This is a genomic window from Solibacillus merdavium (assembly GCF_014836935.1).
Classification (GTDB): Bacteria; Bacillota; Bacilli; order Bacillales_A; family Planococcaceae; genus Solibacillus; species Solibacillus ferritrahens.
The window spans coordinates 14,722-29,013 of record NZ_JACSPW010000021.1 but is presented as its reverse complement, the minus strand read 5'-3'; the positions used below and the strand labels follow the sequence as shown (position 1 = coordinate 29,013).

The 14,292-nt window shown below is 37.6% G+C and carries 13 protein-coding genes and 1 other annotated feature; of the genes, 8 read left to right on the top strand and 5 right to left on the bottom strand.

All coding sequences use genetic code 11. The features are described from left to right. Positions 1–4 precede the first annotated feature (4 nt). Both H9632_RS16735 and H9632_RS16730 read right to left on the bottom strand, forming a co-directional pair. A complete protein-coding gene (locus tag H9632_RS16735; RefSeq protein WP_191705212.1) occupies positions 5–586 on the bottom strand; it encodes a tRNA (mnm(5)s(2)U34)-methyltransferase in 582 nt (193 codons plus the stop codon). Further along, entirely contained in the window at positions 583–1,539 is a 957-nt protein-coding gene (locus tag H9632_RS16730; RefSeq protein WP_191705211.1) for a TIGR01212 family radical SAM protein, read from the bottom strand. Before H9632_RS16730 ends, H9632_RS16735 begins: the two co-directional genes overlap by 4 nt. Before the next feature lie 134 nt (positions 1,540–1,673). Between H9632_RS16730 and H9632_RS16725 the strand changes: the two genes are divergently transcribed. From H9632_RS16725 to trhA, 5 genes are all read left to right on the top strand, one after another. After that, the gene (locus H9632_RS16725; RefSeq protein WP_191705210.1) at positions 1,674–2,843 is read left to right on the top strand and encodes an MDR family MFS transporter; all 1,170 of its coding nucleotides are present in this window, start codon (positions 1,674–1,676) and stop codon (positions 2,841–2,843) included. A gap of 50 nt (positions 2,844–2,893) precedes the next feature. Next, positions 2,894–3,108: a binding site (T-box leader), on the top strand. 112 nt (positions 3,109–3,220) lie between these two features. After that, a complete protein-coding gene (gene leuS, locus H9632_RS16720) occupies positions 3,221–5,635 on the top strand; it encodes a leucine--tRNA ligase (protein WP_191705209.1) in 2,415 nt (804 codons plus the stop codon). A gap of 166 nt (positions 5,636–5,801) precedes the next feature. Then, positions 5,802–5,984, top strand: coding sequence for a hypothetical protein (locus H9632_RS16715; protein ID WP_191705208.1), 183 nt, complete (start codon positions 5,802–5,804; stop codon positions 5,982–5,984). 85 nt (positions 5,985–6,069) lie between these two features. After that, positions 6,070–6,504, top strand: a complete 435-nt coding sequence (locus H9632_RS16710; RefSeq protein WP_191705207.1) for a CoxG family protein — start codon at positions 6,070–6,072, stop codon at positions 6,502–6,504. 188 nt (positions 6,505–6,692) lie between these two features. Then, complete coding sequence (gene trhA / locus H9632_RS16705) at positions 6,693–7,334, top strand: PAQR family membrane homeostasis protein TrhA (protein ID WP_191705206.1); 642 nt, start codon at positions 6,693–6,695, stop codon at positions 7,332–7,334. Positions 7,335–7,369: 35 nt separating this feature from the next. Here the strand turns inward: trhA and H9632_RS16700 are convergent, their stop codons facing one another. Beyond that, positions 7,370–8,185: a cysteine methyltransferase gene (locus tag H9632_RS16700; RefSeq protein WP_191705205.1), complete on the bottom strand. Its 816-nt coding sequence runs from the start codon at positions 8,183–8,185 to the stop codon at positions 7,370–7,372. Positions 8,186–8,265: 80 nt separating this feature from the next. Beyond that, positions 8,266–9,528: a BaiN/RdsA family NAD(P)/FAD-dependent oxidoreductase gene (locus H9632_RS16695; protein ID WP_191705204.1), complete on the bottom strand. Its 1,263-nt coding sequence runs from the start codon at positions 9,526–9,528 to the stop codon at positions 8,266–8,268. A 253-nt stretch (positions 9,529–9,781) separates the two neighbouring features. Between H9632_RS16695 and H9632_RS16690 the strand changes: the two genes are divergently transcribed. Both H9632_RS16690 and H9632_RS16685 read left to right on the top strand, forming a co-directional pair. After that, positions 9,782–11,398 (top strand): putative polysaccharide biosynthesis protein, encoded by a 1,617-nt coding sequence (locus H9632_RS16690; RefSeq protein WP_191705203.1) that lies wholly within the window; start codon positions 9,782–9,784, stop codon positions 11,396–11,398. Positions 11,399–11,448: 50 nt separating this feature from the next. Then, a complete protein-coding gene (locus H9632_RS16685; RefSeq protein WP_191705202.1) occupies positions 11,449–12,156 on the top strand; it encodes a pseudouridine synthase in 708 nt (235 codons plus the stop codon). A 190-nt stretch (positions 12,157–12,346) separates the two neighbouring features. Here the strand turns inward: H9632_RS16685 and H9632_RS16680 are convergent, their stop codons facing one another. After that, a complete protein-coding gene (locus H9632_RS16680; protein WP_008408196.1) occupies positions 12,347–12,568 on the bottom strand; it encodes a DeoR family transcriptional regulator in 222 nt (73 codons plus the stop codon). A 326-nt stretch (positions 12,569–12,894) separates the two neighbouring features. On the opposite strand from H9632_RS16680, the gene pepV reads away from it, so the two are divergent. Beyond that, positions 12,895–14,289: a dipeptidase PepV gene (pepV, locus tag H9632_RS16675; protein ID WP_191705201.1), complete on the top strand. Its 1,395-nt coding sequence runs from the start codon at positions 12,895–12,897 to the stop codon at positions 14,287–14,289. The last annotated feature ends 3 nt before the right edge of the window (positions 14,290–14,292 follow it).

Sequence of the window (14,292 nt, the reverse complement as noted above, 5' to 3'; positions counted from 1 at the left end):
AAACTTAGCCCTCTTTCGGAAATTCTTTTACTTTTTCTAATGCAATAATAAATGGTGGGTCATTTTTTTGATTCATAAATTCATAGCGTAAAACATGAACATGCTTTTGGGATAAATTACTGACAAATTCAATTACTTCATTACGCTCATCTTTGCCGCCCTCATGTCCATAATATACAACTAATACAATAACTCCGCCAACTTTCAATAATGTTAAAAGGCTTTCGATTGCTTGGATTGTAGTATCAGGTCGAGTAATAATCTCATGATTGCTGCCAGGCAAGTAGCCTAGATTAAAGATAGCTGCAGCAACAGGTTTATTTATATATTTGGCTACATTTTCATGCCCGTCCTTTAATACAATTGCCCGGTGCTCAAGTGCATTGTCTAGTAGACGGTGTAGTGTGGCATCAACCGCTTCCTTTTGCACATCAAACGCATACACATAGCCATTATCACCTACAAGATTTGCTAAAAAAAGTGTATCATGTCCATTGCCTGCTGTAGCGTCGACCGCAATTTCACCTTCTGAAACTGATTTTTTCAATAAAGTTTGAGCATATTGAATAACACGTTCTAATATCATTTTGCAATTTCCGCCTTATAGTACTTTCCTTGATAAGAGCCACGTCTTTCCAACTCTGCATCTATGCCATTAAGTACTTCCCATTTGTTTACAGACCACATCGGACCAATCATTAAATCAATTGGACCATCACCAGTTATGCGGTGGACAATCATTTCAGGTGGAAGAATTTCAAGCTGATCTGCTACAAGCTGAACATATGCATCTTTTTCCATAAACTCCAGCATGCCTTTTTCGTATTGCTTCACGAGCGGCGTTCCTTTTAAAAGATGTAGAAGATGAATTTTAATGCCCTGTACATCAAGTTTTGCCACTTCACGAGCTGTTTCCATCATCATATCGTAATCCTCTAAAGGTAATCCGTTAATAATATGTGTAACGACACGAATGCCATGCTTGCGTAATTTATTTACGCCTTCCACATAAGTCGCATAATCATGTGCGCGGTTAATTAAGTTGGCAGTTTTTTCATGGACTGTCTGTAATCCCAATTCTACCCATAAATAAGTGCGCTCATTTAATTCAGCTAAATATTCTACGACATCATCAGGTAGGCAATCGGGACGTGTTGCGATAGAAAGCCCCATTACTCCTTCACAAGCGAGTGCTGCTTCGAATTTCTCTTTTAATACTTCAAGAGGTGCATGAGTATTTGTGTACGCTTGGAAGTAGGCCATCGTTAAGCCATCTTTCCATTTGTTCTCCATTTTCGCTTTGATTTTTTCGAACTGTACGGGGATTGGATCCACTTTACTACCAGCAAAGTCACCAGAACCTGCTGCAGAACAAAACGTACAACCGCCAAAAGCGACCGTACCATCACGGTTTGGGCAATCAAAGCCAGCATCTAATGCGACTTTATATACTTTCTTTCCAAATTCATTTCGCAAATAGCGATTCCATGTATAATAACGTTTCCCGTCGGACGGGAAAGGAAAGTTTGTTTCAGTCATTCGTTGTTCACTCCTCTAACGTATTATTCTATCATGTACAGATCATCGTGTCCTACTAGAAAATTTTTTTCTTGTACAAATTTAAATGAAAGAATAAACTAGGAATTTGAGCAAAAGTTGAAGGAGGAAATTCAGTGCCTAAACAAGTCTGGTTTTTAATTATTGGCACATTCGTAAATACGGTCGGAAATTCATTTTTATGGCCTTTAAATAGCATATATATTCATGATCATTTAGGGAAATCATTGACTACAGCGGGCATTGTCCTGATGCTCAATTCATTGGCAGGTGTTTTTGGTAATCTAGTAGGTGGATATTTATTCGATAGATTAGGTGGCTATAAAGCAATTTTGATAGGGGTAGTACTTAATTTATTTTCGATCTCGCTTCTTACTATATGGCATGATTGGCCACAGTATATTATTTTTTTGGCTATGTTGGGCTTTAGTGGAGGAATTGTGTATCCGGCGATTTACGCCATTGCAGGAAGTGCTTGGCCTGAAGGGGGACGCAGGGCTTTTAATGCGATTTTCTTGGCAAATAATGTTGGGGTTGCCATTGGGCCAGCATTAGCAGGACTAGTCGCAGATATAAAGTTTGATTATGTGTTTAGTGCGAATCTATTTTTCTATGCGTTATTTTTCGTGCTTGTCATAACTACGTATAAGCGTTTTGATGATAATAGAATCATAACTAAGTCATTATCGAGTGATGAGGGCAAACAAAGAAATAACGCACCTATTATTGCTATTGGAGTTTTAAGTATATCTCTAGTAGTATGTTGGTTAAGCTACTCACAGTGGAGTGCAACGATTTCTTCTTATACGCAAGGATTGGGGATGAGCTTGTCCCAATATAGCTTATTATGGACAATCAACGGCTTTATGATAGTTGCAATCCAACCCATTATTAAACCACTTGTCACACGATGGGAAAATAAAATAAAACATCAATTAACACTAGGTTTAATACTTATGTCGATCTCATTTGGTGTCGTTTATTTTGCACAGGATTTTAAAATGTTTGCAGCCGCTATGGTTATTTTAACGTTCGGAGAAGTATTCTTTACACCGATTATTCCGATGATTGCCAACAAGTTGGCACCACAAGGGCAAGAAGGATTTTATCAAGGGCTAGTAAACAGTGCAACGACAATTGGGCGAATGATTGGGCCTGTATTTGGTGGTTTAATGGTCGACTTATATGGTATGCAAATGTTAATGATGATTTTATCGATTCTTATAGTTTTAGCCATTATTCCGTGTCTGCTATATGATCGTGTATTAAGAAAAGTACAATCATAAAACAGCCACTTGTACTTTTGTTTGGAATTAGTTAAAATGAATGAAATAATATTTTGACTGTGATGAGGAATAGTAGATGGTCTCACTTTATAGAGAGCTAGCGGGTGGTGGAAGCTGGTAAGTGTAAAATTGAACTCGCCTCGGAGTTTGCTTTAGTGAAATTTTAGTAGCTAAGGCCGTGTATTCGCGTTAAGAAATGAAGCTGAGTGCTGTGTCACTAATTTGGGTGGTACCGCGGGAGTAAAAATTACCTCTCGTCCCTTCTTATCATAAGATGGGACGGGATTTTTTTATTTTTTAAATATTCTGTTAAATCATGGATAAGACGCCTAAAATACATAAACCACAGCAAGAATGATTTTAAAGGAGGAATTATTGTGAGTTTTAATCATCAACAGATTGAAAAAAAATGGCAAGCGTTTTGGGATGTAAATAAAACATTCAAAACGGAAAATGAAATGGATAAACCAAAATTCTATGCATTGGATATGTTCCCGTATCCTTCAGGTGCCGGACTACATGTTGGACACCCGGAAGGCTATACAGCGACAGATATTTTATCTCGCTTTAAACGTATGCAAGGCTATAATGTTCTTCATCCAATGGGTTGGGACGCATTTGGTTTACCGGCAGAGCAATATGCATTAGACACGGGGAATGACCCTGCTGAATTTACGGCAAAAAACATTGCAACATTTAAACGTCAAATTAATGAGCTGGGCTTCTCTTATGACTGGGATCGTGAAATTAATACAACAGACCCGTCTTACTACAAATGGACACAATGGATTTTCACAAAATTAGTGGAAATGGATTTAGCATATGTTGATGAAGTTGCCGTGAACTGGTGTGAAGCATTAGGTACAGTTCTTGCAAATGAGGAAGTAATCGATGGGCTTTCTGAACGTGGTGGTCACCCAGTAGTACGTCGTCCGATGCGACAATGGGTGCTACGTATTACGAAATACGCAGACCGTTTAGTCGATGATTTAGTTGATGTTGATTGGCCTGAATCGATTAAAGAAATGCAGCGCAACTGGATCGGCCGTTCAGAAGGGGCTCAAGTAAAATTCACAGTCGCTGATACAGACAAAGGATTCGAAGTATTTACTACACGCCCTGATACTTTATTCGGTGCTACTTATTGTGTATTGGCACCAGAGCATAAACTAGTAGCTGAAATTACTACTCCAGAGCAACGTGCAGCGGTAGAAGCGTACTTAGAAAAAGTATCATTAAAATCGGACCTTGAGCGTACAGATTTAGCAAAAGAAAAAACAGGTGTATTCACTGGTGCATATGCAGTAAATCCAATCAACGGCAAAGAAGTGCCAATCTGGATTGCAGATTATGTATTATCAACATATGGTACAGGTGCAATTATGGCTGTTCCAGCACATGATGAGCGTGACTACGAATTCGCAAAAGAGTTTAATTTAGAAATCGTCCAAGTGCTTGAAGGTGGAGATATCGAAAATGAGGCATTCGTCGGGGATGGTGCACATATTAACTCTGAATTCCTAGATGGCTTAAATAAAGAAGATGGCATTAAGGCAGCGATTGATTGGTTAGTGGAAAATGGAGTAGGGGAAAAGAAAATTACTTACCGTCTACGTGACTGGTTATTTAGCCGCCAACGTTATTGGGGAGAGCCAATCCCAGTAATTCATTGGGAAGATGGCACAATGACAACAATTCCTGTAGAAGAGTTGCCATTAGAATTACCGAAAACGACAAATATCCGTCCTTCAGGTACAGGTGAATCACCACTCGCAAATATTGAAGAATGGGTAAATGTAGTTGACCCTGTAACAGGTAAAAAAGGTCGTCGTGAAACGAATACAATGCCTCAATGGGCCGGTTCTTCATGGTACTTCCTACGCTATATTGATCCGAAAAACGATCAGGCACTTGCAGACCCTGAATTACTAAAGCGCTGGTTACCGGTTGATATTTATATCGGTGGTGCAGAGCATGCTGTACTTCACTTACTGTACGCGCGCTTCTGGCATAAAGTCCTTTACGATTTAGGTGTTGTGCATACGAAGGAGCCATTCCAAAAATTATTCAACCAAGGGATGATTTTAGGCGAAGGCAACGAAAAGATGTCGAAATCAAAAGGGAATGTTGTAAACCCGGACGATATTATCGAGTCACATGGTGCAGATACATTACGTTTATACGAAATGTTCATGGGTCCATTAGAAGCATCTGTAGCATGGAGCACAAACGGTCTTGACGGAGCACGTCGTTTCTTAGATCGTATTTGGCGTCTATTCGTAACAGAAGAAGGAAAACTTGCAGCGAAAATTCAGGATTCTAATGACACGACTTTGGAAAAGGTGTATCACCAAACTGTGAAAAAAGTAACGGATGATTATGAAGGAATTCGCTTCAACACTGCTATTTCACAAATGATGGTATTCATTAATGATTGCTACAAAGCGGAAGTGATTCCTGTTGAATATGCAAAAGGGTTCGTCAAACTATTATCACCAATCGCACCACATATCGCGGAAGAGCTTTGGACAATTTTAGGACATGAAGACACAATTACGTATGCTACATGGCCAACATATGACGAAGCTAAACTAGTAGATGACGAAATCGAAGTTGTTGTTCAAGTATTAGGTAAAGTACGTGCGAAAGTAACGGTTGCAAAAGATATTTCAAAAGAAGACTTGGAAAAAGTGGCATTAGCCGATAGCAAAGTACAAGAATTCATCGAAGGTAAAACAGTTGTTAAAGTAATTGTTATTCCAGGTAAATTAGTAAATATCGTTATTAAGTAATTATTAAAATGAAAAAGTCTGCTCGCATTTTTGAGCAGACTTTTTTTATTTGATTATGATTAATAATGAACAGCAATTCTTTCCCAAAAGATAATGAAAACCAAAGCTGAAATATGAAAAGAAGTATTCGTTTCCCTATACACTACTCGTAATGAAGTGGAGAACTGTGGATTTAAAGGGCATTCCGCAATCCTTTTCCCAAATTGAAATGAAGTTGGGAACTGCGCCTCTTATGACTTTAAATATTGGCAATGTTACATTTAGTGAGGAGGCAACGAGATATTCAGAAGATGTGCCTGCTGAAGAACTGAAAAAGGCAGCTCTATTGTTGCATGAAGGGCTAAAATAACTATGTTGCCAAAACATTTTCTATGTAATACTAGAATAGTAAATGACATCATTTAACGATTTATGAAGAAAGAAGTGTAGTAACAATGGCACAAGCATCACATTCAGTACAAATCCCAATGCACCAAGAAACAGTATGGGCTTTCGTAAGTAAAATTGAGAAATGGGCAGTGTTGGTACCTGCTTATAAAGAGCATAAGGAAGTGGATGCACAAACTTCTCACTGGACATTCGAAGGGAATTTTAAAGGGTTAACGAAAAAAGTAGAGCTGGAAATAAAAATTATAGAAATGAACGAGCCATCTCAAATCAAATTTGAAATTAAAGGTCTTTCAGATAATTTTAAAGGCGGCGGTGAATTTACAGCGGAGCCTAGAGATGGTGGTACATACATGACGTGTAAGGTGGAAGTTACAGCAGGCGGACTTTCTGGTGCGGTATTAAACCCGGCTATTAAAGTATTATTACCGAAAGTGACAACTCGTCTAACTGAAAAAATCGCTCGTTACATACAAGCTTAAAAAATCGACTCACTTGGAAAATTAGTTCAGGTGAGTTTTTTAATTGAGTATAAGTGGGTATATCTTTTATGGATATCCCTTTATAAAAGCTTTTACCATGATAAATATCATATGGAACTAATGACAACTACTTCTATTACAAGTACTTGTTGATTTTTATACTGGAAAGAGAAGAAAGAGGTGGCTTTATGACACAAATCATGTTTGAACAAAGTAAGTATAGTACGAAGGAAGAATTTTGGAATGGCCTAACACATGGAATTGCGGCAGTCTTGACCATCCCTGCTACATTGGTGCTTATTAATAAAGCGCAAAATCAGGGCTCGACTATCGAGCTAATTAGCTATGTTATTTTTGGGATATCAATGTTCTGCCTCTATTTTGCATCAACAATGTATCATTCATGGCCGTCACATAAAACATTTCTGAAAAAGCTTGATCACAGTTCGATTTTCTTACTAATTGCCGGGACATATACACCAATTGCATTAGTTGCTATAGGTGGTAAATTAGGTTGGACTATTTTTGCCATTCAATGGATTTTGGCGACAGTTGGTATAGTGGTAAAACAGTTTTTCGTTCACCGATTTAAAGTATTATCGCTGTTTGTTTATATCGGAATGGGTTGGATCATCATTTTTGTTGCGAAGCCCTTATTTGCACATATAGGCACAGCCGGTTTTCTTACTTTATTAATCGGTGGTTTATCCTACACGGTCGGTACGTATTTCTACAAAAATAACCGCATTCCATACAACCATGCAATTTGGCATTTATTTGTCATGGGGGGCAGTGTGGCAATGTTTTTGGCCATTTACTTATATGTATAAAATAAAGAGTCAATCCGATTTTCGGATTGACTCTTTTAGATGCTAGAAGTGAACTTTTCAATTAAGTCCTGTAAGTAATCGTTATATTGTTCTTCGTTTCGTTTTTTCATTTCTTCCAATACTTGATTTAAAAACACTTTGTTGTCCATAAATTGATCCGGCAATGTATCATACAAAAGCTGATGATGATAGTTTTCCTGATCCAAATACAGTTCGAAATAATAGCCTAGTTTGTCCTCTTCATTAAATAAATGCATCATGCATTCCACTTCATAACATTGCATTATAAATTCATGCTTAAAGCCAATCTGTACTGTAAATGCTATATGTCCACCTTCACCATCTATTTTAAAAGGACTTATACTGGAAATTATTTGATTCTGGTCCATAAGCCAATATAGTTGGTTCGCTTGCCGATTCGTTGTATAGCTCGTAATTCCTTGAGGAGCATTTTCAATAAGAAAATGTTTGGCAAGTTTAGCTTGTACAGCTTCTTCAATTGATGATGAAACAGCAATTTTATCAAGCTGCTGACATACACTTTGTAAGAGCGTCGGGCTTTTTTGAATGTGCTCGATTATTTTTTTTAATTGCATTGGAAAAACATTTGGTATATTTGCTAAATCAATAGCCAGTGACATCCCTAGGCCTTTTTTATTTAAACCGAGAGTCAATTTTAACGGTACGTTTTTGGCATAGGATTCATTTTTTTCGATATAGCAAAAAGCCCTTATTGAAAAAGTAAATTCATCTTTATTACTGTCGCTAATTTTTTTGCAAGTCAAATGAGTTTGCATAAGCTCGTCTGATGCTAAAAAGAGCATTGTTTGTTTTGTTTCGGAATTATGCATCGCATCATATCCTCCTGAGTGTACATACCTTTTATGATACTAGGGAATTATTAGGAGTACTAGTATTTTTGTGATAAAAATTATAATTGTTTGATTTGTCCGGCACTCATTCCTGCAATTCTTCCAGTTACAAGTGCAGAGGTAATATTATAGCCGCCTGTGTAGCCATGAATATCTAAAATTTCCCCGCAGAAAAATAGCCCCGGCTTTTTCTTGGAAGCCATCGTTTTAGGTTCAATTTCCTTTACAGAAATCCCGCCGCCTGTGACGAATGCCTTTTCGATAGGCTGGGTGCCATGAACATCCATCGTAAATGCAACAAGTTCACGTGCGAGATTGCGAATTTTCTCTTGTGATAATTCAATGCCAGTTAACGTAGCGTCAATGTCGGCACGCTCCATTAAAAATAATAGCCAACGTTCAGGTACTAGTGACTTCCATAAATTTTTAACAGCCTTTTTCGGTTCGTCTTTAATCGTCTTATTTAACATTTGAAAACATGTTTCTTCATTATAGTCAGGTAATGACTGAATACGTACTTGCACAGGAGCGCTACCGGTTTTGAGCTGCTCCTTTACTATAAACTGACTGCAACGTAATATTACGGGACCACTTAATCCAAAGTGTGTAAATAACATATCCATTTGATGTGTTACGAGAACTTTCCCTTTTTTATTAAGCACTGAAACAGCCGCATTTCGTAATGCTAATCCTTGCAGTTCACGAGATTGGATAAACGGCTCCTTTGATGTAACAGGTACTTCTGTCGGGTATAAAGTCGTTACTGTATGACCCGCACGTTCTGCCCATGGGTAGCCATCACCGGTTGACCCCGTTTGAGGAACTGCTTTCCCGCCAACTGCTACAACTACAGCATTTGCGCGGATTTCATCGCCACTTTCCAAACGGACACCATAAATCTTTTCGTCATCCATTAAAAGTTTATTAACCGCTGTATGCAAGCGCACTTCCACTTTCAGACGCTTCATTTCGTTTACGAGTGCATTGACAACATCCTGTGCACGATCGGAAACTGGAAACATGCGACCGTGATCTTCTTCTTTTAACGGGACGCCAAGCCCTTCGAAAAATGCAATTATGTCTTCATTGTTATAAACTGTAAAAGGGCTGTATAAAAAGCGACCATTGCCAGGAATATGTTTAATAATTTCTTCTGCTGATAAACGATTTGTTACATTACAACGTCCTCCCCCTGAAATCGCGAGTTTTTTCCCAAGTTTCGAGCCTTTTTCAAGTAGGAGTACTTTTCTATTTTTTTCGGCTGCGGCTATAGCTGCCATTAATCCAGATGGTCCGCCACCAATTACAATCACATCATACATATATTATTTCTCACTCTCTTTTATACAAATTTTCTTTAAACGATTTTTTCTTCTACTTATTATACATGAATTGAAGAAACTATTTGAGTAAATGGCCTTTCACATGTAAACTTGTAAAAGGAAATGCTCGGGAACTATAACAAAGCACAGTCCGTCATTGTCTTTCGAGAACAAAATTTGACTTCGCAAAAGAATAAGACGATTAAATAAAGGTATATTAAGAGAATTTTTATATAGAACGGTAGGTCATTTCATGTCTTCATTAATGAAAGGAACAGCCATATTAACTATCGGTTTGTTTCTGTCAAAGCTTTTAGGATTAATTTACATTTTCCCGTTTTATGCCATTGTAGGTGAAGAAAATATTGTCTTGTACAACTACGCTTACATTCCGTATAACATTATGTTAAGTATTGCCATTGCGGGTTTGCCAATTGCAGTATCGAAATTTGTTTCGAAATATAATGCATTAGGTGATTTTGATGCTGGTCGTCGTTTAGTAAAAACAGGAGCCCTCCTGATGACACTAACAGGAATCATAGCATTTATTTTAATGAATTTGCTTGCAACACCGCTTGCCAATATAGTTATTGATAGTGAAGATCAGACGTTTAGCGTCGAGCAAGTTGCGAATGTTATTAAATGGGTAAGCTATGCATTAATTGTTGTGCCATTCATGAGTTTAGTAAGGGGTTATTTGCAAGGGTATGGGCATTATTTGCCGACATCTGTTTCACAATTAGTCGAACAAATTGTGCGCATTGTCTTTTTACTAGGCGGTGCTTTTATTGTTGTCAATGTTATGGATGGCGATGAAATAACAGCAATCAATTTCTCCGTATTTGCTGCATTTATTGGTGCTCTTGGCGGGCTTGTGACGCTGTTTTATTTTTGGAAAAAGCTTCGTCCTGATATTAAAGCGGTTCAAGTTGTTGCACCGAAAGAGCGTAGACTTCCTTATTCGGATATGTATAAAGAGATTTTCAAATATTCGATTCCTGTTGTATTCGTTGGGTTAGGGAGCTCCTTATTCCAACTTGTGGACCTGCTGACATTCATCCGTGCAATGAACGCCAGTGGGATTTCAGGAGACATCAGTGAAGCCTACTTTACAATGCTTAATTTGTTAACCCAAAAAATAGTCATGATTCCAGTCGTTTTGGCGACAGGGTTTTCGATGGCAATTATTCCGACGGTCACGAAATTTTATACAGAAGGCAATTTGCGACAAGTACACAATGCTATGGATAAGACCTATCAAGTACTACTGTTTATTACGGTACCAGCCGCTATCGGAATCTCGATTTTAGCGGAAGATTTATATCATTTCTTCTACTCCTTTAGCGAGATGGGAACACAAGTGTTAAGCCATTATGCACCTGTGGCTATTTTATTTGCGCTATTTACTGTAACAGCCGCGATACTGCAAGGGGTTAATTATCAAAAATGGGTTATTTTCAGCTTATTAGTTGGCTTGTTCGTAAAGACGGTATTAAATACGCCACTTATCCACTTAATGTCTGTTGATGGAGCCATTTTAGCAACAGCACTTGGTTATAGTGTTACGATAATTATTAATATCTTTGTTATAAACAAAGTGACCAACTACAATGCGAAAGTTGTAGTACGCCGAATATTATTAATTATTATATTAACTATTTTAATGGCATTAGCCGTTTCGTTAACTCATGCAGCATTATCAGCGATTGCACCTGCAACATCAAAACTATTAGCACTGCTTTATGCAGTTGTTTGTGCGACTGTCGGTGTCTTTGTTTATGGTACAATATCCTATAAATTAGGGTTAGCACAGCTATTATTAGGCGATAAGCTAACAAAACTCGCACGTAAATTAAGATTAGTAAAATAAAAATGCGGACGTCTCTAATAAAGGCGTCCCCTTTTTACATGGAGGACAATATGCGTTTAGATAAATTATTGGCAAACATGGGCTACGGCTCACGTAAAGAAGTAAAGCAACTGTTAAAGCAAAAGGCGGTAACCGTAGATGGCATTACTGTGAAGGATTCGGCGATGCATGTCAATCCTGAAAAGCAGGATGTTTCGGTACTGGGCGAACGTGTAGAATATGTAGAGTTTATTTACTTAATGATGAATAAACCACCCGGTGTCATTTCTGCAACAGAGGACCGATATGATCAAACAGTTATTGATCTATTAGATCCAGATTTCCAGCATTTCGAGCCATTTCCTGTAGGGCGTCTGGATAAAGATACAGAAGGGTTTTTACTCATTACCAATGACGGGAACTTAGCACATAACTTATTATCTCCAAAAAAGCATGTCCCAAAATGGTATTATGCCAAAATTGATGGGCTTGTAACAAAAGAGGATGTTGAAGCTTTTGCTAAGGGAGTTACGCTGGATGATGGGTATCATACAAAGCCAGGGGAATTAAAAATACTACACTCAGGTGAGCAATCGGAAATAGAACTCATGATACAGGAAGGGAAATTCCATCAAGTAAAACGCATGTTTGAGGCGGTTGGTAAAACAGTTACCTACTTAAAACGTTTGTCGATGGGACCATTGCAACTGGATGAGCAGCTGGCACTAGGTGAATATCGAGAGCTTACAGAACAGGAACTCAATCTGTTAAGCAAATAAATAAAGTAAAAGCGAATGCCCCGACGAAAAGGCATTCGCTTTTTAGTTCTCTTTATCAAGAACTTGATAAACGTTTACTAAGGATCAACGTTCATAATATTTCATTGTGTAACTGATCGACACCTTACGTTATGTTGGGACAAAATTAGTCCTTTCTCACAAAATAAAGAATCAGCCGCTTTCAAGAATTCTAAGATGTCATTTTTACTTTTTTCTTCGTCGTTGTCCATTTACCTCGACTTGGACTCATTACCAAGTCATTGAAGGCTAACACATTCAAATCTCTTTGAATGGTGCGAGGAGTGATGTTAAACTCTTCGACTAAATCCTGTGTAGTCACTTCTCCTTTATTGAGGATAAACATATACACGTCTTTAATACGATTAAGCATTCTATCAGTAGTTGGTTTCATTTCTAAAAACCACTCCTTCGATCTTAAATTCTCATGGCATAAGACTAGCGGACGACAAAATGTGTGCGGAGTGCACTTAGGCTTTAGTTGTTTGCCTTAGACATCCCCTTTTCTGAAAGTTTGGTCAGAATAGATGTTCCGACACATACATTATAGCGAAAAATTAAATAAAATTCCAGAATTGAGTTGCAATTTTTGATATTTTTACAGAAAATTCATATTTTTAATATTAATAGAAATATAGTTCTTTGTGAAAATGCCAAATGAATATTGTAATTTTGTTAAGAAAGAGTACAATAACAATATTATAAAAATGAGGTGCACTTATGGATTGGTTACAGATGGCAAAAGCAAGAGAACAAGAGCTCATTCAAGAATTACAGCAATTAATTCAAATTGAAAGCGTAAAAGATGAAAATAATTTTTCTGATATAATACCTTTTGGTGTTGGACCTAAAGCAGCACTGGATTTTATGCTGCAAAAAGGTATAGAGCAAGGAATGATAACAAAAAACATTGATAATATGGCAGGTCATATTGAAATGGGCCAAGGTGAAGAAATTGTCGGAGTACTCTGCCATGTTGACGTAGTCCCGGCTGGAGATCTTCAAAATTGGACATACCCACCCTTTGAAGGGCAAGTAGTAGAAGGAAAACTATTTGGCCGTGGTGCAATCGATGATAAAGGTCCGACAATGGCTGCCTGGTTAGCGATGAAATTAATACATGATGCAAAGATTCCATTAACAAAACGTGTCCGAATGATTATTGGTACAGATGAAGAAAGCGGATTTCAATGTGTAACACGCTATTTTGAAAAAGAAGATATGCCAACTGTCGGTTTTGCTCCGGATGCAGATTTCCCATTAATCAATGCAGAAAAAGGAATTGCCCATTTAAGTTTCTCCAGTAAGGAAAAATATTCAAGTGATGAGCAACTTACCTCATTCTATGCAGGAAAACGAACTAATATGGTACCAGACGAAGCAACTGCTATTTTAAAATATGCTGATACGGACTTAAGTGGTAATTTTCAGAAATTTTTAAAAGAAAATGGTGTGGAAGGTACTTTCACTAAAGCGGAAAATGGGATTATAATAGTTGTTAAAGGAAAATCAGCCCATGCAATGGAACCTGAGAAAGGGAAAAATGCTGCTGTTTACTTAACCAAGTTTCTACAAAGTGTTGTAACAACTAAACAAAGTAAAGCCTTTGTGGACTTTATCGTCAGCGTATTTGATAAAGATCATTTTGGAGCTGCATTGGAACTTGATTATGAAGATTCGATGTCAGGACCAACAACATTAAATCCTGGAATTGTAAAATTTGATAAGCATGGAGCATCAATTGAAGTTAGCATGCGTTATTCAGTTTCCTATCCATTTGAAGAAAAAATAACAAGAGTACAATCATTATTACAGCATGAATTATTTACGTTAGATGTTGTGAGTAACTCAAACCCGCATTATGTTAGCGAGGAAGATAATTTAGTCCAAACATTATTGCAAGTGTATCGTAAATACAGCAATGATTATTCGAAGCCACTTTCAACTGGTGGAGGCACCTATGCCCGCGTTATGAAAAAAGGGGTGGCATTCGGGATGTTATTCCCTGGTGAAGCCGATGTTGCACACCAGGCAGATGAATTTGTTGATATTGAAAACTTAATAAAAGCGACTGCCATTTATGCAGAAGCGATTGTAAATTTAGCAACTAACTAATAA